Consider the following 20,744-nt stretch of genomic DNA (forward strand, 5'->3'; position numbering starts at 1 on the left):
CTGACCAGTGAAACCGTTGAACCCCGGGGAACCCCGGCAGATCGGCCCGTACCGGATCATCGCCGAGATCGGCGAAGGCGGTATGGGGCGCGTCGTGCTCGGCCTTGCCCCGGACGGCAGGCTCGTCGCGGTCAAGCAGTTGCACGCCCAGTTCGCGCACGATCCCCGCTTCCGTGAACGGTTCCGGCGTGAGGTCGCCACGTCGCGGCTGGTCTCCGGCGCCTACACCGCCGCCGTCATGGACGCCGACGCGGAAGCGGAAACCCCTTGGCTCGCCTCGGTCTTCGTCACCGGCCCGTCGTTGAAGGAGGCCGTGGACGCCGCCGGACCGCTGCCCGCCGAGTCGCTCCGGGTGCTGGCGTCCGGACTCGCCGCGGCGTTGACGGAGATCCACCGTGCCGGGCTGATCCACCGGGATCTCAAGCCCAGCAACATCATCCTGACGAGTGACGGACCCAGGGTGATCGACTTCGGCATCGCGCGGGTGGCGGAGGAGGCGCAGGAGCTCACCGGGACGGGCGCGATCATCGGATCGCCCGCGTTCATGTCGCCGGAACAGGCGGGCAGCGGGCAGGTCACCGGCGCGAGCGACGTGTTCTCCCTCGGCGCGATCCTGATCATGGCGTCGACCGGACGCGGCCCGTTCACCGGCCCGACCGCTCCTCAGACGCTGTATAACGTCGTTCACGGCGCGGCGGATTTCAGCGCGGTTCCGGACGAGATCCGGCGGCTCGCCGAACCCTGCCTTGCCAAGGATCCGGCGCGACGGCCGACACCGGAACAGATCCTGGACTTCCTCGGCCCGGTCCCGCCCGGCGCGGCGCCATGGCCGCCCGCCGTGCACGCCCGGATCCAGCGGCAGGACGCCGAGGTGCGCTCGGTGCTGGCGCTGCCGTTGCCGTTCTTGCGGCCGACGCCGAAGAAGATGGCACCGAAGACGAAGAAGATCCTGTTCGGCGCGCTCGCCGCGGCCGTCCTGCTCCTGATGTCGGCGATGGTCGCGCTCGGTCTCACCATCGCCGACCACGCCAAGCCGGAGAACCCCGGAACGACTTCGCTGTCGGCGACCGACGCACTCGGCCCGGAACGTCTGCGGCTCGTGGACCCGTGCAAGGTGCTCGCCGGCCGGTTCGTACAGGAGTTCGGCACGCTGAAACCGGACACGCATCTGACCCACCCGGCCCGCTGCAAGTACACCGGTCTCAACGGCGTCACCTTCGAGCTGCGGCTCGGCGAGGGCGTGACCGCCGGCAGCCTCGAACGGACCGACCGCACCGTCGAGGGACTTCCGTTGCTGCGCAGCACGATCAGCGGCGGATGCGACTCGGTCGCGCAGCTGCCGGCAGACCGGCGGCTCGGTGTCGTCGTCTCCCATCTCGGCCGGGACGGCGATCGCTGCAAGGGCGCCGACGACATGCTCACGGCCGCCATCACCCGGCTGCGCACCCACGAGGCCGACCGTGGCGGCGACCCGGCGAGCATCCTGCCGCTCGACCCGTGCGCGGCCGCCGATCCGGCCGTGCTCGGCAAGAACATGGCAGGCGCGAAGGCGGCTCCGCGGACCTTGCGGATCTGCGAGTGGGAGGGCGGAGGGGACACGCTGACCGTCGAGTTCCAGCGGGGTTCGTACGCGCCCGAAGGTTCGCCGGTGGACCTCGGCAGCGGAGTCACCGGCGACATCCGGGAGTTCGGCGGCTCGAACTGCGCCGTGACGTGGCAGCACCGTCCGCTGCCGGACCGCGAGGCCGAACACGTCGCCGTCCGGCTGCTCGCGCGCGAGGGCGGAAGCCCCTGTGACCGGGCGAAGGAGATCGCGGTCTCGGTCGCCTCCAAGCTGCCGAAACCCTGAGCCGACCGGGTGCCGATCGCGAAGGGGAACCCCTGTGCGCGCCCGGAAACGGGTCCGCTAAGCTAGCTTCAGTACGAACAACTTCACCACGCGCGTTTAGCTCAGCGGGAGAGCGCTTCCCTGACACGGAAGAGGTCACTGGTTCAATCCCAGTATCGCGCACCAGGTTCACTTCCCCGGTGAACCGAGGTTCGTACCGCGGGCGATTAGCTCAGGGGGAGAGCGCTTCGTTCACACCGAAGAGGTCACTGGTTCGATCCCAGTATCGCCCACCGCAGTGAAGGCCCCACCCGGCTCGGGTGGGGCCTTTCGCGTTGCGTGGAGACGCTCACCGGTCCGTGAAGGCCTCCTTGAGGGACCCAGGGTCCCTCAAGGAGGCCTTCACGGACCGACCACCTGACACGACACGCCTCAGCGCAGCGACTCGATCATCGGCGTGAGCGTGTCCATCGTCGCGGCGAGGTCGGTCTTCGGGTCGGGGGAGTGGGCGAGCCAGACGGCGGCCTCGTTCATCGCGCCGGAAAGCAGGCGTACCAACGGTTCCACGGGCCGCTTCGCGAGGACGCCCTCGGTCATCAGTCCGGTCAGCGCTTCGGCGAGGTGCCGGGCGGAGGACTCGGCGTCCAGCTCGCGCCAGTCCTGCCAGCCGACCACCGAAGGCCCGTCCAGCAACATGATCTGCTGGATCTCCGCATCGGTCGCCGCGGCGAGGAACGCGCGGCATCCGGCCAGCAGTCCCGCCCACGAGTCCGGCGCGGCGTCCGCGGCCCGCGCGATCTGCTCGCCGACATCGTGCTGGACGACGCCGAGCACGTGCCGGAACAGGTCCGCCTTGCTGCTGAAATGGTGGTAGAGCGCGCCTTTGCTCACGCCCGCGGTCTGCGCGATGGTCTCCAGCCCGACCTTGCCGTATCCGTGCTCGGCGAACAGTCGGCGGGCGGTGGCGGTCAACGCCTCCATCGTCTCTTCGCGCTGCTGCTGTTTCGTGCGGGCCATGACCCGATCTTGACATACCGACCGTCGGTTGGCTAACGTCGAAAAACAAACCGACGGTCGGTATTATTCACGAGACAAGGCGGCACCATGCGTCTGACCAGCTTCTATCCCGTTCTCATGACCGAGAAGATCGCCGAGACGAGGGACTTCTACTGCGGCCACTTCGGCTTCGAGCTCACCTTTGAGGCCGACTGGTACGTCAGCCTCAAACGCGGCGAGTGGGAGCTCGCGATCCTCGCTCCCGGGCACGACACCATTCCCGCGGGGGCGGGCAAACCCGTGCAGGGACTGTTGCTGAACTTCGAGGTCGAGGACGTCGATGCCGAACACCGGCGGCTGGTCGTGGATGCGGGGTTGCCCGAGGCACGTTCCTTGCGCAGCGAGGAGTTCGGGCAGCGGCACTTCATCGTCGCCGACCCCAACGGCGTGCTGATCGACGTGATCCAGGAAATCCCGCCGACCGGGGAGTTCGCCGAGCAGTTCACCGACGACGCCCGCCCGCGCTGACGAGGACTGCCACCAAGAACAGTCCACACGCGACGGCCGCTGACACCTGAAGCCCGGTGGTGCAAGCGATCCGAGCGGCGTCGAGCAACTCGCCGGCCAAACGCGACGTCAAGCCCGCGGCAGCCGCTTCGGCTTGAGCGGGCCCCGACAAGGCGAGCACCCGCGCCGGTTCGGGCACCCCGGCCGGGACGGCTAGGTGCCCCGCGTACACCGCGGCCGCCAGGGAACCGAAGACCGTCGTCCCGAAACCGGCGCCGAGTTCGTAGCCGGTCTTCTCCACCGCCGCGGCGCCGCCCGCCTGGTCCGCCGAGGTCGCCGAAAGGAGGGTGTCGGTGCTCGAAGTGAGCGCGAGCGCCATACCCAGCCCCAGTCCCGTCATGCCGATGCCGAGCAGCACCGGCGACGTCAGCGCGACCGAACCCGCCGCCGGGGCCAGCAACGACAACGCCGTCACCGCGAACCCGGCCGTGCGGACCCGCGCGTTGCCGAGCCGTCCCAGAAGGGAAGGCGCCACGACGCTGCCGACGGCCGACGCGCCCAGCACCAGGAGCAGCCGGGACGCCGCCGCCGTCGGCGAGAGACCGAGCACCACCTGGAGGTACTGGGCGAACAGCAGACCGAGCCCGACCAGCGTGCTCATCACCAGCAGCACCCCGCCCACCGCGGCCCGCACTCCCGGCCGCCGGAACAGGGTGAGGTCCAGTAGCGGCGGATCGGTCCGGCGCTGGCGGCGCAGGAACAGTCCGATGAGGACACAGCCGGTCACGCCCGAAACCGCGGCCGTCATCCAGGAACCCGGCTGCCCGACGGCGAACGCGATGCCGAGGACACCACCCGCCGCGAGGGCGGCGCTGAGCGCGTCCCACGGCCGCCGCCCCGGCGGGTTGCGGGGGAGCCACCGCAGCGCCAGGACCACCGCCGCCAGGATCACCGGCGGGTTCAACAGGAACGTGGCCCGCCAGCCCCATGCCTCGACGAGCACCCCGCCGAGGATCGGCCCGAACACCGAGCCGGTCCCGGCGATCCCGCTGCACACCGCGATCGCCGTTCGACGGTGCCGCTGATCCGGGAAGAGCTCGCGGAGCAGCGACATCGTCACCGGCATGATCATCGCGCCGCCGCAGCCGAGCAGCGCGCGGAAACCCAGCAGTACCGGGACGTTCGGCGCGAACGCGCAGCCGAGCGACGCGACCCCGAACACGACGTACCCGGAGACCAGCACACGCCGTCGCCCGTACCGGTCGCCGAGGGTGCCGAACGGCAGCAGCAGTGGCGCGGCGGTCAGCGGGTAGATCGCCACGATCCACACCTGTGCCGCCGCGCCGGGCCGCAACTGCCGGACGAGGTCGGGCAACGCCACGTGCAGCACGGTCGCGTCCACCGCCACGAGGAAGAGCCCGGCACCGAGTACCGCCAGCAGCGGCCAGGCGCGGATGACCGCTCGCTCGGCCCGGGCCGTGGTCACAGGAGTCCCGTCAGATGCCTCGCGACGACGTCGACGTGAGGCGGGTCGACCACCGACAGGTGATGCGCCTCGACCGGCACGATCTCCAGCCCTGGGCACAACTCCGCCCAGCCCGCCGCGAGATCCGTGCGCGAATACCGGGGTTCCATCGCCAGCCCGGCCGCGTACTGTTCGGTCGCCCGGTAGAGCACGACGCGGCCGTCGTAGCGGCGGGGCGTACCGCGTTCGGCCGCCAGCGTGTCCAAAAAGGACTGGCGTTGGTGCCGGAGCACGCCGGGGCTGAGCAGGCCCGCTTCGGCGACCCGCCGCATGGTCAGCTCGATCTGCTCCTCTTCGGGCAGCGGCGCCAGCTCCTCGTGCCCGAGTCGCACTTCGCGGCCGTAAGTCCCTTCGACGTAGCCGGTGAACCGCAGGAACCGCCGGGCGGACGATGCGCGCGGATCGAGATCCGGCTCCGGAAGCGGAAGCATGGTGTCGATCAGCGCGACGAACTCGACCTCTTCGCCTTCCTCGGCCAGCCGCGCGGCGACGCCGTAGGCCAGCGCCCCGCCGAACGACCAGCCCGCCAGCCGGTACGGCCGGTCGCGACCCTGTTCCCGTACCAACGGCAGGAGCTGTTCGACGCGTTCCTCGATGCCGACACCGGGGACGCGTTCGAATCCGACGCACGGCACCGAGGTGGGGAGCCGGTCCAGCAGCGGCCGGTACACGGTGCAGGTGCTGCCTCCGGGGTGGAACAGCAGCAGCGGCGCGGCCCTGGTTTCACCACGAGTGAGGACGTGGACCGGCCCCCGCTCCTCCCTCGTGTCGAGGACGGCGCGGGCGACGTCGGCGATGGCCGCGAGGGAGTCGTGCCGCCGGAGTTCGGCGGCGTCGACGGGCGTGTCGAGTTCGGCGCCGAGCCCCTCGGCGAGCAGCTCGGCCAGCCGGTCCGGGGTGCCGGTCTCGGTCAGCCGGACCTGCGTGCCGCCCGCGTCGGTCCCGGTGTGCTCCTGCCACAGGCGCAGGACCAGGCGGTCGGCCGCGTCCCAGGCACGGCCGCGGGCCGGGAGCGGTTGTTCGTCCTCGCGCGGCGTGAGGTCGCGGCTGAGATCCGCGAGAGTGGCACCGCGAAGCACGCCGACGGCGTCGGGTTCGGTGCCGAACTCCCGGCGGACGGCCTCCCGGATCCGGTTCGCCATCAGGGAGTCCAGTCCGAGTTCCACCAGCGGGACGTCGGCGTCGATACGGTCGGGCCGCAGTCCCATGACGGCGGCGACGATCTCGGTCAGCCGGTCACCTCCGCCACTCCGTACGGGTTCGGGTTCCGGCGTGCGCGCCGCGAACGACGGCGGTTCCCCGGCGGCGGTGTACCAGTGCCGTTCGTGCCGCCACGGCATCGGAGGGACGTCGACCAGGCGGGCGCCGTCGTCCGGATCGGCGGGGGTGATCCGGGTACCCGCGCAGTACAGTTCGGCCGCCGCGGCGCCCAGCGCGCGGACCTCGTCCTGGCCCCGGCGCAGCGTCCCGGTGACGACGGCGTCGTGGATCCCCTCGGCTTCGAGCGTCCTCGCCACCGAACCCCGCAGGATCGGATGCGGCGACACCTCGAGGAAGACGCGGTGCCCGTCCGCGGCGGCGGCCGCCACGGCCTGCCGGAACCGCACCGGACGGCGCAGATGCGCGGCCCAGTACCCGGCGTCGAAGTCCGGCAGCTCTCGCGGATCGGGGAGAACCGTGTCGTACCAGGACACCGTCGGACGGCGGCCCCCCAGCTCGTCGAGCGCCTCCCGGAGCGCGGGCAGGATGGGGTCGACGCGGGCGGAGTGCCCGGCGACCTCGACCGGCAGCAGCCGCGCGGTCAGGCCGGCGGTTTCGAGTTCCGCGACGAGCAATTCGAGCACGGTCGCGTCCCCGGCGACGGTCAGCTGACCCGGCGCCGATTCGACGGCGAGTTCGATGTCCGGGTACAGGTCGAGTTCCTCCGGCGCCAGTTCCACCGCGGCCATCGCCCCTCCCCGGCCGATGGTGCCCAGGAGCCGGGCGCGGGTCGCGACCAGGTGGACGGCCTCGTCGGGGGTGAGCACGCCGCTCACCACGGCGGCCGCCGCGGAGCCGAGCGAGTGCCCGACGACGGCCGCCGGCCGGACCCCGAGCGCCTCCCATTGGGCGGCCAGCGCGAGCTGCGTCCCGAAGATGGCGGCCTGGGTTCCGGGCAGCGAAAGCGGCTTGGCGCTGGTGAGCAGGGCGCGCAGCGATCGGCCGGTGTGCTCGGTGAACAGATCGTGGAGCTTGTCGACCTGGGCGGCGAAGGCGGGCTCGGCGGCCAGCAGCCCGCGTCCCATCCCCGCCCACTGGGAGCCGTGGCCGGAGAACACGAACACCGGGCCGTCGCCGCTCCGCGGGGTGCCGGCGACAGCGCCCGCGGGCAGTGGATCGGCGCCGGTGCCGACGGCGCGCAGCAGCACCGCGAGCTCGGCGGTGTCCCCGGCGACGACGGCGGCGCGATGCGGTCCGCCGTTGTCGCGCCGGAACAGCGTGTGGGTGACGTCGGCGAGGGAAAGCGACGGCGTGGCTGAGGACTCCAGCCAGTTCGCCAGCTGGGTCGCGCGTTCGGTGAGACGGTCGCGGGTACGGGCGGCCAGCAGCCCGATCCGGACGTCCTTGCGATCCGGGGACGGTTCCAGGGCAGGGGCCTGTTCGAGGACGACATGCGCGTTGGTCCCGCCGAACCCGAACGCCGACACCCCGGCCGTGGCGCGGCCGGACCGGCGTGGCCACGGCGTCGGTTCGGTCACCACCTTCAGGCGCAGATCGTCGAACGGGATGTGCGGGTTGGGGGCGGTGAAGTGCAGCTGGGGCGGCAGTTCGTCGTGGGTCATCGCGAGCACGACCTTGATCAGCCCGGCGATCCCCGCCGCCGCCTCCGCGTGCGCGATGTTCGTCTTCACCGAGCCGATCAGCAGCGGGGCGTCGGCCGGGCGGTCCTTACCGAGGACGGCGCCGAGGGAGCGGGCCTCGATCGGATCGCCGAGCAGCGTGCCGGTGCCGTGCGCCTCGATGTAGTCCACAGTGGACGGATCGAGCCGGGCGCCGTGGTACGCCGTGCGCAGCATGTCCTGCTGGGCGACGGGGTTCGGCGCCGCCATGCCCTGGGAACGGCCGTCGGAGTTGACCGCGGTCGAGCGGATCACCGCCAGCACCCGGTCGCCGTCGTACTCGGCGTCCGCCAGCCGCTTGAGCACGACGACGCCGCAGCCTTCGGCACGCGCGATCCCATCGGCGCCCGCGGCGAAGGTCTTGCACCGGCCGTCCGCGGCCAGCAGTCCCGCGGCGGCGAACGCGGCCGTCGGCCCGGGCAGCAGCATGAGGTTCACCCCGCCCGCGAGCGCCAGATCCGCCTCGCCGTCGCGCAGCGCGCGCACCGCGTGATGCACCGCGACCAGCGACGAGGAGCAGGCGGTGTCCACCGCCATACTCGGCCCGCGCAGGTCGTAGACGTAGGAGAGCCGGTTGGCCGAGATGCTTCCGGCCGCACCGGTCGCCGTCCACAGGTCGACCTCGCGACCCGCCATCGTGAGATGCCCGTAGTCGTGGGTGGAGATCCCGGTGAAGACGCCGGTCCGGCTGCCGCGCAGGGAAGCCGGGGCGATCCCGGCGTGTTCCAGCGCCGCCCAGGCGACCTCCAGCAGCATCCGCTGTTGAGGGTCCATTGTGGACGCTTCACGCGGGGTGATGCCGAAGTGCTCGGCGTCGAAACCGGCCACGTCGTCCAGGAAACCGCCGACGATCGGCGCCGCGTCGGCGTTCCACCGGCCCGGCGGCGCGGTCCGGACGGCGTCCCGTCCGCTGCGCAGCAGGTCCCAGAACTCGTCGAGGCCGTCCGCGCCCGGCCAGCGGCAGCCGAGGCCGACGACGGCGATCGGGTCGGTCCGGCGCCGGTCCGTGCCCGGCGATTCCGGTTCCGGTTCGGCACCACCGGTCAGGGAGCGGGCCAGGTGGTCGAGGGTCGGGCTTTCCCACAGCAGGGTCGCCGGAAGCGGGGTGCCGAGCAGGTTTTCGAGATCGCCTGCGATACCGACGGCCTGGCGGGAGGACAGGCCGTAGTCGCTGAGCGGACGATCGGCTTCGAGCCGCGCCGGGTCGACGCCGATGTGTTCGGCGACGGTGTCGAGCAGCCAGCGGCGCAGTGCGGGGGTGTCGAGCGTCGGGTTTCTCATCGCACCAAGGCCTTTCCGTAGTCGCCTGCGAGGTAGCGGTCGCGGCAGGCGGCGCGCGCGATCTTGCCGCTGGAGGTCCGCGGGACCAGCCCCGCCGGAACGAGCACGACGGCGCGCAGTGCGAGGCCGTGCGCGTCCGAAACAAGTCGCCGGATCACCGCGGCGAGCGCCCGTTCGTCGTCGGTGGTGAGTGCGGTGTGACCGCGGTGCTCGGCGACGACGACCGCGGCTTCGGTGTCGGTGCCTTCGACGGCGAACGCGGCGACACTGCCGGGACGGATGTCGCGGTCGGCCGACGCCGCCGTCGCTTCGACGTCCTGCGGATAGTGGTTGCGGCCGTCGACGATGAGCAGATCCTTGATCCGGCCCGCGATGTAGACCTCGCCGTCGTGCCGGACGCCGAGGTCGCCGGTGCGCAGCCACGGCCCGTCGGGCAGTCCACTGTGGTTCCCGGTCAGCCGGGCGCCGAAGGTTTCAGTGCTCTCCAAGGGTTTCTGCCAGTAACCCGCGCCGACGTTGGGCCCGTGGACCCAGATCTCACCGACCGAGCCGTCTTCCAGCGCGACACCGGTTTCCGGGTCGACCAACGCGACGTGCTGGCCTACCGGGACGCCACAGCCGACCAGCCGGAGACCGGTGTCCGCCTGGCGCGCCGTCCCCGCGCCCAGCGCGGCGCGATCGAACGTCGTGACACGCGGGGGAGTGGCGGGGCCGGTGGTGACGAAGACCGTCGCCTCGGCCAGCCCGTACGCGGGACGCGTCTTCTCCGGCAGGTAACCGGAATCGGCGAAGGCCGCGTGGAACCGGTCGAGAACGCCCGCGTTGATCGGCTCCGCGCCGTTGACGATCGCGGCCACCCGGTCGAGGCGGAGTTTGGCGCGGTCCTCCTCGCGCACCCGGCTCGCGGCGTAGTGGAACGCGAAGTTCGGGGCCGCGCTCCAGCTCTTGTTGTGGTCGCCGAGCAACTCCAGCCAGCGCACCGGGCGCTCGATGAAGGCCAGCGGATCCATCAGCACCGACCGCATGCCCAGCGCCAGCGGCGTGATCAGGCCGAGCACGAGACCCATGTCGTGGAACAGCGGCAGCCACGACACCGTTGTCCCCGCCGGATCCATGCCGAGCCCGCGCACCGCCTGGCTGACGTTGGCCAGCACGTTCGCGTGGGTCAGCACCACTCCCGCCGGGCTGCGGGTCGAGCCGGACGTGTACTGCAGGTACGCCACATCGTCGGGTGCCGGCGCCGGGGCGGGCCACGCGCGGGCCGGCCCCGCGACGGGCTTGTCGGCCGTAACGACGGCGACGCGCTCGCCGCCGGGCAGACCGGCCAGGAACGCGCGGACCGCGTCCTCGGCCGCGGTGGTGGTGATCACCGCGGTGGGGGAGCAGTCGGTCAGCACCGCGGCGAGCCGTCCGGCGTGCCCAGGCAGCCCGGGGTCGAACAGCGGCACGGCGATCGCGCCCGCGGTGATCGCGCCGAGGAACGCGACGACGTACTCGGCGCTCTGCGGGCACAGCACCGCAACCCGGTCACCGGGCCGGACGGGCAGCGCCCCCGCGACGGCGTCGACGCGCTCCTGGAGCTGTTTCCAGGTCAGGGTCCGCCGCCGCCCGGCGCGGTCGGTCGCGAAGTCGGCGAAGGTCACCGCGGGCCGGTCGCCATCGGTGTCCGCCCAATGCCGGAGGCAGGCGGGGAGGGTGGGGCCGGCCGTGGCGGGCAGGTTTTCGGGGGCCAGGGACATGGCTTCTCCTCAGGGGGTCGGGGGATTCAGCGGCCGAGCGGACCGGCGGCGTGCCGCCAGGCGGCCACGGCGAGGGCGTCGAGATCGAGGCCGGTGGTCCCGGCGTCACGAAGCACGACCAGTACGTCGTCGGCGGCGATGGCGACGGTGCGCAGACGCAGTCCCGGCAGTTCGGGGGGCTGTCCGGGGAGCGTCAGGAGTTGTTGGTAGGAAAGGGTTTTCGCGCCCGGAACGGTGGGAGCGGGATGGACGGTGACGGTCGACACCGCGGTACCGGCCGCGTCGTCGACCGTCACCTTCGAGCACCGCCCGGCCTGCGCGGCCCATGCCGTCAGATCGGGCGGGTTCGTCGTGCGCGCGACGAGTTCGGAGACCTGCCCGCCGGGTACGACGGACTGGAAACCCTGGCCGGTGGCGTCGGTGCCGACCAGTCGGCCGTGTACGACGTCCTCGCAGCCTCCGACGTCGACCCTGCTCTGCGCGCGGTCCGAAGTGGACAATGTCGAAGTCAGGTCGAAACCGTCGCGCGCGGACGCGTGCGGGACGGTCTCCGGCGGCAGCAGCGCTGCGGGGGGAACGGCGAGTGCAGGCGGCGCGGCGGCCGCCGGTATCGATTCTCCCGGTGCTCCGGAAATGGTCGCCACCGCGGCGGCGGAGACGACGAACGCGCGAATTCGGGCAGCCATGAATAGCCCTTTCGGAAGGGTCCTGATGGAGTCGCGGTCCCCTCGGTGGGACGCAGGCGCCGGGGTCACGTCAGTGGACGCCGAACCCGGGCGGCACGACGAAGGCTACGACGGGAAATCGAATACCGGAAGGTGTCAAGAGAACGTAAATGTCCTTCGTGTACAGGCGGTGACCTGCGGCTTCCGGGATATTCGCTGGTGCATGAGCCGGTTTGGTACCACCGTGCCACAGTCGCTCACTGTCCGTGAGTGGCGGGTCACCCTGATGGGGGAGGTGGGGGCATTTCTTGTTTCCCTGGCATTCATATTGTCCTCCCGGATTGTGGACAGGACAATTGCCTGGAAGGGTCCCGTCCGCTTAATGTGTCGACACCTCCGGATTTCATTTGCGGGTAATCGCCGTCACATTTTCGAATTCGATCGAACGACCGGGACAAAGGATTGCGTATGCGCACTACTTCGAGGCGGCTGCGGGCCGTGGCGTCGCTGGCGGCCGTGGCGTGTTTGCTGCCCGCCCCGGCGCGGGCCGAGAGCGGTGTCCCGGACGTCCGCGCCGACGACGGTTCGCACGTCGTCGCGCAGACCACTGTGGACGGTGACCCGCGGATGCTGGATCTCACCGTGCGCTCGGTCGGCGTCGGGAGCTACGCGATGGTCCGGCTGATCCTGCCGTCGCGGTGGGCCGCCGAACCGGACCGCAAGTGGCCTGCCGTGTACCTGCTCGCCGGGGAGACACGGCTGCAGGACTATCGCGGCTGGACGGCCAACACCGACATCCGGAAACTCGCCGACGACTCCGGCGTGATGGTGGTGATGCCGGGCTCCGGTTCCGCGGGGTTCTTTTCCGACTGGTGGAATTACGGCAAGGATGTCGTGCTCGACCAGTGGGAGACGTTCACCGCGGTCGAGATCCCGCAGCTGATCGACCGCGGCTATCGCGGGGACGGACGGCGGGTCGCGGCGGGGCTCTCCCTCGGCGGATACGGCGCGGTGGAACTCGCCGCCCGGCGGCCGGGAGTGTTCCGCTTCGCCGGGTCGTTCAGCGGCAATCTCAACCCCACCGGCCCGTACGGCGAGCTGCTGACCAGCGCGATCGTCGCTTCGGCCCGGCAGGATCCCGAAGCGCTCTGGGGCGACCGACGGCGCGAGGCGTCCCGCTGGGACGCGCACGATCCGCTGGTGAACGCCGACCGCCTGCGCGGCACCGAGCTGTACCTGTCGACGGGCAACGGCCTGCCGGGACCGTTCGACGGGAAACTCCCGGTCGACGTGCTACCCGGCGCGATGCTGCTCGAATTCCTCTGCGCCGGCCAGACCACCGCGATGGCGGACCGGCTGAACCGCCTCGGCGTCCCGGTCAAGACGGATTTCTACGGGCCGGGCACGCATCACTGGGCGTACTGGCAGGACCAGCTGCACAAGACCTGGCCGTTGATGCTGAGCGCGCTCTCGGCGCCGGCGAAGGCGGGGGAGGCGTCGTGACCCGTCCGTCCTTTGTGGTCACCGGTGCGTCGAGCGGGATCGGCAGGGCCTGTGTGACCGAACTCGTCCGGAGGGGCGCCCATGTCTGGGCCAGTGTGCGCACCGACGCGGACGAAACGGAACTTGCTCGCAGGTACGGCGAAGCGGTCACCGTGCTGCGGATGGATCTCCGGGACGCGGCGTCGATCGCGGCCTGTGGGGAGAAGGTCGCGGCGGCGGGGCCGTTGCGGGGCTTGGTGAACAACGCCGGGATGGCCAGGCCCGGACCGCTGGAACACGTGCCGCTCGAGGATTTCCGGCAGCAGCTGGAGGTCAACGTCACCGGTCAGCTCGCCGTCACGCAGGCGATGCTGCCCGCACTGCGTGCCGCGTCCGCCGCCAGGGTGGTGACCGTCGGATCGATGGGCGGGCGCATCGCCGGGCCGATGGTCGGGCCGTATCACACGTCGAAGTTCGCCCTGGTCGGTTTGACCGACAGCCTGCGCGCCGAACTGGCCCCGTCCGGGATCGGCGTCGTCCTCGTCGAGCCCGGCGCGGTCGCCACGTCGATCTGGCCACGCGCCCGCGCCGCCGCCGAGGAGGTGCGCGCCGCCCTTCCGGAGGCCGCGCGCGAACGGTATGGGGCGCAACTGGAAGAGGCCGAACGCAGCGCGGAGCGGTCGGCGCGGAACGGTGTGCCGCCCGAGCGGGCGGCGCGGGTCGTGGTCCACGCGCTGACCGCACGGCGTCCCGCGCCGCGATACCTGGTCGGCCGGGACGCACGTGTCGCGGCGGTGCTGGCGAACCTGCCGTTCCGCCTCCGCTACCGGTTGACGGCGGCGAAGCGGTGACCCGGCTCGTGGTGATCGTCGCTCCCGGTTCGCGGGGCGACGTCCAGCCGTGTATCGCCTTGGGGCGTGGTCTCGACGGTGATCGGGTACGCGTGCTGGCGGCCGAGCGGTTCCGGACGCTGGTGACCGGGCACGGCCTGGACTTCGCGCCGCTCTCGGCCGACCCCGGCGAGGTCCTCGGTTCGGCCGGTGGACGCGAATGGACCGAGGGCGGGCGCGATCCCGCGACCTTCCTGCGTGGACTGCGAGGTGCGCTGGCCCCGGTGCTGGAGCGGCTGCTGGCCGACGTCCACCGGGGGGCGGAGGGAGCGGACCTCGTGCTCGCCCCGACGCTGGGCTTCCTCGGCGCGCATCTGGGCGCCTCGTTCGGCGTCCCCGACGTCGAACTGCACTATCAGCCCAGCGTGCCGACGGGGGCGTTCGCGCATCCGCTGCTGCCGTGGGCGGCCAAGACCGGGCCGTGTGGCCGCCGGTTGAGCTTTCGCGCTGTCGACACCGTCGCGTGGCAGGTGCTGCGTCCCGAAGTGAACCGGTGGCGGGAGCGGTCGCTCGGCCTGCCGAGGGCAGGCATACGCGGGCCGCGCCGGGCGGAAACCCCGGTGCTGTGCGGATTTTCCGACGCCGTGGTGCCCCGGCCGAACGACTGGCCAGCCAGGATCCACGTCACCGGGTACTGGTTCCTCGACACCCCCGCCGAGTGGCGGCCGGACCCGCGCCTGCGGGACTTCCTCGCCTCCGGGCCACCACCGGTGTACGTCGGTTTCGGCAGCATGCGGCCGTCGGAGGCGGAGCGGACGTTCGCCGCCGTCCGCACGGCGTTGCGCCGCGCGGGGCTGCGCGGCCTGCTCGGCACCGATGCCGTGGCCGACGAACACGATCTGCTGACGATCGGGGACGTCCCGCACGCGTGGCTCTTCCCGCGCACCGCGGCGGTGGTGCATCACGGAGGCGCGGGCACGACCGCGGCTGCGTTGCGCGCGGGCGCCCCGTCGCTGGTCTGCCCGGTCTTCTCCGACCAGCCCTACTGGGGTGACCGGGTCTCCCGGCTCGGCGCCGGACCACGTCCGCTCCCGTTACGGGAACTCACCGAGGACTCCTTGACCGCGCGGCTGCTGGAACTGTCAGGCAACCTCCTGTTCCGCCGCGGCGCGCAGTACGTCGCCGGCCGGTTGCGCGACGAGGACGGGGTGGCGCGAGCCCGGGAGGTGCTGCGGGAAGGTTCTCCCTTTCTCCGCCGGAAGGCGTGATTCACGTGTCCAGACACGGAACTCGCGTGATCGGAGGCGTAACTCACGTGATTGGAGGCGTAACTCGGTTGAGGCCGGACCGCACGAGTCTTCCGGCTCCGCACACGTGAGTTACGGCTTCAATCACGCGAGTTGCGGCTTCAATCACGCGAGTTACGGCTGGAGACACGCGTGTGCCGTCTTGGAGCACGCCGTGGCTGGGGATTTCCTCGTACGGTCGCAGGCATGAACCTGCGCTCAGCACTTTGGCTGCCGATCTTCGACGAACTGGCCGATCCGGTGATCATCGCGCGCCTCGCCGCCGAGGCCGAGGAGGCGGGCTGGCACGGTCTGTTCGTCTGGGACCACGTCCGCTGGCGCGAGCCGGTGCGCGCCGTCGCCGATCCGTGGATCACCCTCGCCGCCGTCGCCTCCGCCACCGAGAACCTCGTCTTCGGTCCGATGGTCACGCCACTGGCCCGTCGCCGCCCGGTCAAGCTCGCCCGCGAGACGGCCACCTTGGACCGGTTGGGTGACGGACGGCTGATCCTCGGCGCGGGGCTCGGCAGCGACCGCTTCGGCGGGGAGTTCTCGAAGACCGGCGACGAGCCGGACGACCGCAAACGCGGCGAGATGCTGGACGAATCGCTCGAGATCCTCACCGCCGCCTGGTCCGGTGAGCCGGTGCGGCATCACGGCGCGCACTACACGGTCGACGACATCACCTTCCTGCCTCGTCCCGCGCGCCCGATCCCGGTCTGGCTGGCGGGCTTCCCCGGGAAGACGAAGCCGATGCGCAGGGCCGCGCGGTACGACGGGTTCTTCCCGGTGCACCTGCCGCACGCGGACGAGTTCGCCGAAGTGGTCGAGACGATCACCGGATGGCGCCAGGACACGGAGAAGCCGTACGACTTCGTCATCGGCGTCCCCGCGGGCACGGATCTCGCGCCGTACGAGCGGGCGGGGGCGACCTGGTGGATGGCCGAATTCCCGTGGGACGACCTGTCCGTCGACGTGGTGCGCGGTGTGCTGCGGGAGGGCCCCGCTTGACCCGGTCTTTAATAACTCTTTACCAAGTGCGATACTGGACCGGCGAGGGGAGTACTTCCCAAGGGTCTGCCCGGTCAATACGGACACTCCGCTGTGTCCCCGGGAGGCCGCCCATCGGGTGAAGGAGACCTCGAACTTCGAGTTCGAGGAGGCTTCATGCCCGAGTCCGTGGCAACCGTGGGATCACCGGGGTTGTGGGCGATCAGCATCGCCGTCCTGCTGGGACTGCTCGTCGCCGATTTCGCCGTCACCCGCCGCCCGCACGAGGTGTCGATGCGGGAGGCCGTCGGCTGGTCGGTCTTCTACTTGGCGCTCCCGGTCGTGTTCGGGCTCTGGCTGTGGCTCGAGTTCGGTGGCGGCCAGGCGCTCGAGTTCATGACGGGTTTCGTCGTCGAGAAGTCCCTGTCGGTGGACAACCTGTTCGTCTTCATGCTGCTGCTCGCCGCCTTCGCGGTCCCGCCCGCCGTGCAGCAACGCGTGCTGCTGTACGGCATCGTGGGCGCGCTGGTGCTCCGCGGCGTGTTCATCGCGGCCGGTGCCGCGATGCTGTCGGCCGGCACCTGGGCGTTCCTCGTTTTCGGCGTGATCCTGCTGGTCTCGGCGCTCAAGATCCTGCGCGAGGCCATGTCCGACGGCCCGGCCGAGATGGATCTCTCGCAGCTGCGGTCGGTCCGGTTGCTGCGCAAACTGATGCCGGTCACCGACGACTACCGCGGCACCCGGTTGACCGTGCGTGAACACGGGCGCCGTGCGCTCACCCCGCTGGCCGTCGTGGTCGTCGCGGTCTTCGCCACCGACGTCGTGTTCGCGGTCGACTCGGTGCCCGCCGTCTACGGCATCACCGAAGACCCGTACCTCGTGTTCGCCACCAACGCCTTCGCCCTGATGGGGCTGCGTGCCCTGTACTTCGTGCTCCATTCGGCGCTCGCGAAGCTGATCCACCTGAACCACGGCCTCGCGATCATCCTCGCCTTCATCGGGGTGAAGCTGGTCCTGCACTGGGCACACGGGATCTGGCCGGAGGTGCCGCAGATCCCGACGCCGGTCTCGCTGGGCGTGATCGTCGCCGTCCTCGTCACGGTCTCGTTCACCAGCCTGTACGCACGCCGTCGCGAAGCCGCCCGGATGGCAAAGGAGTGAGCGATGATCACCGGACTAGTCGTCGGCTTCCTGATCGACGTGGCGGTCGCCGCCCTCTTCCTCGCCGCGTTGCTGCTGGTCTTCGCGGCGATGCGGCCACCGCGCTGAGGGTCAGGGGAAACGGATCACGGTGATCCCGGCCAGCACGAAGAACACCAGCACCACCATGGTGCCGCTGTGCCCGCCGGACGAACTGGTCACGACCTGCTCGACGGCGCCGGTCAAGCGCACGCCGCAGTCCGCGACGACGGTGTGTTTGCCCGCCTCGATCCGGGTGAACTCCACATCCGCGGTGAAGGCGCCGGTGCCGTCGGCGTAGGCGCCGCCGACGCGCTCGCCGTCCGACGTCAGGGTGACGCGTTCGCCGGGGGTGCAGCCCTTGCCCGTCGCGGACAGCCTGTCGCCGGGCTGCACGCTCGGGCGGTCGAGGACCAGGTCGTTCGGCCCCGGCGGCGGGCTGCTGCTCGACGAAGGGACGCCGGTCGGCGGCGGGGGAGTGTCCGTTGTGGACGGCGGTGTCGTCGTGGGCGGGGTCGTCGTGGTGACCGGGGTGGTCGGTGTGGTGGTCGTCCCCGGCCGGGTCGGTGTGGTCACCGGGACGGTCGGCTTCGTCGTCGGAGGCACCTTCGTCGTCGGCGGCGCCGTGGTCACGGTGCCGGTCACCCGGAAGTTCGCGCCGCCGGTCAGCGGCTGACCGGTCCGCGCGTTCGTGCAGGTGCCCGAGACCGCGTGACTGCCGGGTGTCGCGTTGCCCGGCACCGTCGCCGCCACCTGTCCGCTGGGGGCGCCGACCGACGTAATGGCCGCCCCGTCCCACGAGAAAGAAATCGGTCCTTTGCACGGGGAGAAATTCCAGGAAATGGTGAAAGAACTCCCCGCGGGGCCGCTCGAAGGTTTCAAACCAACCGTGGACTGATAAGGGGACTGCTGCGCGTTTCCCGCTCCCACCTGGGAAACCAGGAACAACAACCCGGTCACGATGCCGAATATCAGGCGAACCATGATACGCATTGGGACGTCCCTCTCCGGTAAGTACTCGCTGTAGCATTCCGGACCAGTCGGATTACGCAAACAGGGGATGCGCAAAATGGGACGTGTCATCGCGGCAGGGGTTGCGTTGGGTCTTTGCGCGGTCCTCCTCGGCTCACCACCGGCCAGTGCGGACGGTGCCGGCAGTGCCAGGCTCGACCTCGCGGTCACCCTGGACGACCGGCCGATCACCAACGCCACGGTCATGATCGACCCGGCGAAGCAGATCGAACTGACCGTCACGGCGACCAACAGCGGCGGGACCTCGGTCAAGGTCCGCAGCGTACGGGTGTCCGGCGTCGCGCTCGCTCTGACGTTCTTCGCCTATGACACCACGGCACCGTTCGAAGTCCCCGCGCACAGCCGGGTCACGCGGACCTTCGTGCTGGACATGGCCGACCTGTCCGGCCAGGCGATCGGGCTGCTCCCGTCGACCGTCGAACTGCTGGACGCCCAGCGGGGCACGCTCGGCGAGGCGTCCACGGTCGCCGACATCCGTGGGTCCTTCTGGTCCGTCTACGGCGCCTTCGGGCTTGCGATGCTCGTGCTCACCGTGCTGGCGTGGCTGACCGCCCTGCTCGCGCTCGCCCGCCACCGCCTCCCCGCCAATCGGTGGCGCCGCGGCCTGCGCTTCCTGCCCGCCGGTTTCGGGACCGGACTCGTCGCCGTCGTCTCGCTGTCGGTGCTGCGGCTCGTCCCGCCGGAGCCGTCGATCGAGATCCCGGTGGTCCTCGGCGCCGCCGTCCTCGCGTTCCTGCTCGGCTATCTGACCCCGCATCCGGCGCCCGGTGCCGACGAGACGGTGCGCTTTCCCGATGCCACCAAGGAATTCAACCGATGAGCGCACCCGTCGAGGTCGTCGCCGCACTGCCGCAGTACGAGATCGGGGCCGCGATCGGCCAGGGCGGGATGGGGGTCGTCTTCGCGGGCGTCCACCGTTCGCTGCGCCGTGACGTCGCCATCAAGCAGCTGCCGTGGGACGTGCTGAACCACGCCGTCAGCAGCGAGCTCTTCGACCGTGAAGCGCGGGTGCTGGCCAGCCTCGACCACCCGCACATCGTGCCCGTCTACGACTACGTGCGTACCGGTCGCGAGCACCTGATGGTGATGGAACGCCTCGACGGCGGCACGGTGCACAGCCGATTCCGAAGCGGGGCGATCAGCGGGGAACAGGCCTGCGCGATCGGGCTGGCGACGCTGGCCGGACTCCACGCGGCGCACGAAGCCGGCGTGCTGCATCTCGACGTCAAGCCGAAGAACTTGCTCTTCACCACGCAAGGCGTGATGAAGGTGGCCGACTTCGGCATCGCGAAGGTGATCAGCGAGGGCGCCACCCTCGTCACGCACGGCGGCGAAGTCCTCGGCACACCCGCCTACATCGCACCCGAGCAGGCGATGGGCAACGCGCTGAGCCCGGCCGCCGACGTCTACTCGACGGGCACGGTGCTCTACGAGCTGCTGTCCGGGAAACTGCCGTTCGACAACACCCGCGGCGCGATCAGCATGATGCGCCAGCACATGTTCACCGATCCGCGCCCGATCGAGGGCGTGCCGTCACCGCTCGCCGACGTCGTCATGCGCGGCCTCGCGCGCGAACTCGACTCTCGTTACCGCGACGCGGAAACCTTCGCGGCCGACCTCGCGTCGGCCGCCACCGCCGTGTACGGGCCGGGCTGGCTGGAACGCTCCCGGGTGCCGGTCCGGCACCTCACCCCGCGGGTGATCTCCGCGCTCAGCACGCCGGTCCCGGCCGGGGACGGCCCGACACGGCCGGTGCACCGCGCCACACCGGATCCGACGCTGTCGGCGACCCGCGCGAGCTTCCAGCCGGCGTCCCGGTCCGGTGCGGTGCTCTGGTTCCGGCTGGCCGCGGCGGCCGCCGCGATCGCGCTCGTGGTGCTCACCCTGCTCACGCCGGAACGGCTGCCGCACGAGGCGACAACGGTGAGAATCGACGGTGCCGCCGCCTCGTCGGCGCCCGTGGACCTCAGCAAGACGTTGACCGTGATCGGTGAGGGCAGTCCGAGACAGGTCACCCTGGACCTTTCGGCCGCCGGGATACCGCTCGGATCCGCGTCGGCGGTGCCGAAACCCGACGGTGACGGTTTCCGTGCCGACCTTCGGTTCCCCGGACTCACCCGCTGGATCGCCGGGGGTGCCGTCACCGCGACGATGACGGCGGACGGCGTTCCGCGGGCCTTCACGGTCGTCACCCGGCAGCATCCGCTCGCGAGCGCGCTCGGCGCGGGCAGCCTGATCCTCGCCCTGTTCGCGTTGGCGTACTTGGAATCCGGGTTGCGGACCATTCGCAACGGTCATCGGTGGCGGGGCGCGCTCGTCGGCGGGCCGATCCTCGGCCTGCTGTTCGGCGCGACGGCGTGGCTGTGCGTCTCGGTGCTGCGAGTGCACGAGCCCGCGGTGTCGTTCGGCGTCGGCTGCTCGATCGCGGGCGCGGTGGCGACGGGCTTCGTGGTCGCCGCCGCACGCGCCCGGCGCGCACGCTGAAACCCCCGGGGGCGGCCGTCGATGGCCGCCCCCGCTCAAGG

15 protein-coding genes and 2 tRNA genes are annotated in these 20,744 nt (G+C 71.2%); 11 read left to right on the forward strand and 6 right to left on the reverse strand.

Annotated features, from left to right (window positions below):
* Nucleotides 1-7: 7 nt before the first annotated feature.
* The 3 genes from DL991_RS26525 to DL991_RS26535 all read left to right on the forward strand — a co-directional run bounded on the left by DL991_RS26525 (nucleotide 8) and on the right by DL991_RS26535 (nucleotide 2,121).
* Nucleotides 8-1,849 carry a serine/threonine-protein kinase gene (locus DL991_RS26525; RefSeq protein WP_125787066.1) on the forward strand — a complete coding sequence of 614 codons (1,842 nt, stop codon included), beginning with the start codon at nucleotides 8-10 and terminating at the stop codon, nucleotides 1,847-1,849.
* 90 nt (nucleotides 1,850-1,939) lie between these two features.
* Nucleotides 1,940-2,014 (forward strand) — tRNA-Val (locus DL991_RS26530).
* Between the two features lie 35 nt (nucleotides 2,015-2,049).
* Nucleotides 2,050-2,121, forward strand: a tRNA-Val gene (locus DL991_RS26535).
* A 139-nt stretch (nucleotides 2,122-2,260) separates the two neighbouring features.
* Here DL991_RS26535 and DL991_RS26540 read toward each other — a convergent pair.
* Entirely contained in the window at nucleotides 2,261-2,845 is a 585-nt protein-coding gene (locus DL991_RS26540; protein WP_125787067.1) for a TetR/AcrR family transcriptional regulator, read from the reverse strand.
* An 87-nt stretch (nucleotides 2,846-2,932) separates the two neighbouring features.
* Here DL991_RS26540 and DL991_RS26545 point away from each other — a divergent pair, with 87 nt between their 5' ends.
* Complete coding sequence (locus DL991_RS26545) at nucleotides 2,933-3,352, forward strand: VOC family protein (protein ID WP_125787068.1); 420 nt, start codon at nucleotides 2,933-2,935, stop codon at nucleotides 3,350-3,352.
* On the opposite strand, the gene DL991_RS26550 is transcribed toward DL991_RS26545, so the two are convergent.
* Genes DL991_RS26550 through DL991_RS26565 form a run of 4 tightly spaced genes read right to left on the reverse strand, consistent with a single transcriptional unit; the run spans nucleotide 3,327 to nucleotide 11,441 of the window.
* Complete coding sequence (locus DL991_RS26550; protein WP_125787069.1) at nucleotides 3,327-4,817, reverse strand: MFS transporter; 1,491 nt, start codon at nucleotides 4,815-4,817, stop codon at nucleotides 3,327-3,329. The two genes, DL991_RS26545 and DL991_RS26550, sit on opposite strands and share 26 nt — an antisense overlap.
* On the reverse strand, nucleotides 4,814-9,016 hold the full coding sequence (locus DL991_RS26555; RefSeq protein WP_125787070.1) for a type I polyketide synthase: 4,203 nt from the start codon (nucleotides 9,014-9,016) through the stop codon (nucleotides 4,814-4,816). Before DL991_RS26555 ends, DL991_RS26550 begins: the two co-directional genes overlap by 4 nt.
* The gene (locus DL991_RS26560) at nucleotides 9,013-10,755 is read right to left on the reverse strand and encodes a fatty acyl-AMP ligase (RefSeq protein WP_199754057.1); all 1,743 of its coding nucleotides are present in this window, start codon (nucleotides 10,753-10,755) and stop codon (nucleotides 9,013-9,015) included. Before DL991_RS26560 ends, DL991_RS26555 begins: the two co-directional genes overlap by 4 nt.
* Nucleotides 10,756-10,781: 26 nt before the next feature.
* Nucleotides 10,782-11,441 carry a hypothetical protein gene (locus tag DL991_RS26565; protein ID WP_125787071.1) on the reverse strand — a complete coding sequence of 220 codons (660 nt, stop codon included), beginning with the start codon at nucleotides 11,439-11,441 and terminating at the stop codon, nucleotides 10,782-10,784.
* A 447-nt stretch (nucleotides 11,442-11,888) separates the two neighbouring features.
* On the opposite strand from DL991_RS26565, the gene DL991_RS26570 reads away from it, so the two are divergent.
* The 5 genes from DL991_RS26570 to DL991_RS26590 all read left to right on the forward strand — a co-directional run bounded on the left by DL991_RS26570 (nucleotide 11,889) and on the right by DL991_RS26590 (nucleotide 17,169).
* The gene (locus DL991_RS26570) at nucleotides 11,889-12,923 is read left to right on the forward strand and encodes an alpha/beta hydrolase family protein (protein ID WP_125787072.1); all 1,035 of its coding nucleotides are present in this window, start codon (nucleotides 11,889-11,891) and stop codon (nucleotides 12,921-12,923) included.
* Nucleotides 12,920-13,753 carry an SDR family NAD(P)-dependent oxidoreductase gene (locus tag DL991_RS26575; RefSeq protein WP_125787073.1) on the forward strand — a complete coding sequence of 278 codons (834 nt, stop codon included), beginning with the start codon at nucleotides 12,920-12,922 and terminating at the stop codon, nucleotides 13,751-13,753. Before DL991_RS26570 ends, DL991_RS26575 begins: the two co-directional genes overlap by 4 nt.
* Complete coding sequence (locus DL991_RS26580) at nucleotides 13,750-15,000, forward strand: glycosyltransferase (protein ID WP_125787074.1); 1,251 nt, start codon at nucleotides 13,750-13,752, stop codon at nucleotides 14,998-15,000. The genes DL991_RS26575 and DL991_RS26580 overlap by 4 nt, the downstream gene beginning before the upstream one ends.
* A 225-nt stretch (nucleotides 15,001-15,225) precedes the next feature.
* Nucleotides 15,226-16,029 (forward strand): LLM class flavin-dependent oxidoreductase, encoded by an 804-nt coding sequence (locus DL991_RS26585; protein ID WP_125787075.1) that lies wholly within the window; start codon nucleotides 15,226-15,228, stop codon nucleotides 16,027-16,029.
* A gap of 156 nt (nucleotides 16,030-16,185) precedes the next feature.
* Complete coding sequence (locus DL991_RS26590) at nucleotides 16,186-17,169, forward strand: TerC/Alx family metal homeostasis membrane protein (protein ID WP_125787076.1); 984 nt, start codon at nucleotides 16,186-16,188, stop codon at nucleotides 17,167-17,169.
* A 111-nt stretch (nucleotides 17,170-17,280) separates the two neighbouring features.
* Here DL991_RS26590 and DL991_RS43455 read toward each other — a convergent pair whose 3' ends face one another.
* Nucleotides 17,281-17,928 carry a hypothetical protein gene (locus tag DL991_RS43455; protein ID WP_233598993.1) on the reverse strand — a complete coding sequence of 216 codons (648 nt, stop codon included), beginning with the start codon at nucleotides 17,926-17,928 and terminating at the stop codon, nucleotides 17,281-17,283.
* A gap of 328 nt (nucleotides 17,929-18,256) precedes the next feature.
* Here DL991_RS43455 and DL991_RS26600 point away from each other — a divergent pair, with 328 nt between their 5' ends.
* Together DL991_RS26600 and DL991_RS26605 are read left to right on the forward strand one after the other, a co-directional pair.
* Complete coding sequence (locus DL991_RS26600; RefSeq protein WP_125787077.1) at nucleotides 18,257-19,039, forward strand: hypothetical protein; 783 nt, start codon at nucleotides 18,257-18,259, stop codon at nucleotides 19,037-19,039.
* Complete coding sequence (locus DL991_RS26605) at nucleotides 19,036-20,703, forward strand: serine/threonine-protein kinase (protein ID WP_125787078.1); 1,668 nt, start codon at nucleotides 19,036-19,038, stop codon at nucleotides 20,701-20,703. Before DL991_RS26600 ends, DL991_RS26605 begins: the two co-directional genes overlap by 4 nt.
* Nucleotides 20,704-20,744: the final 41 nt, after the last annotated feature.

It is taken from the genome of Amycolatopsis sp. WAC 01375 (assembly GCF_003947325.1).
Taxonomy (GTDB): domain Bacteria; phylum Actinomycetota; class Actinomycetes; order Mycobacteriales; family Pseudonocardiaceae; genus Amycolatopsis.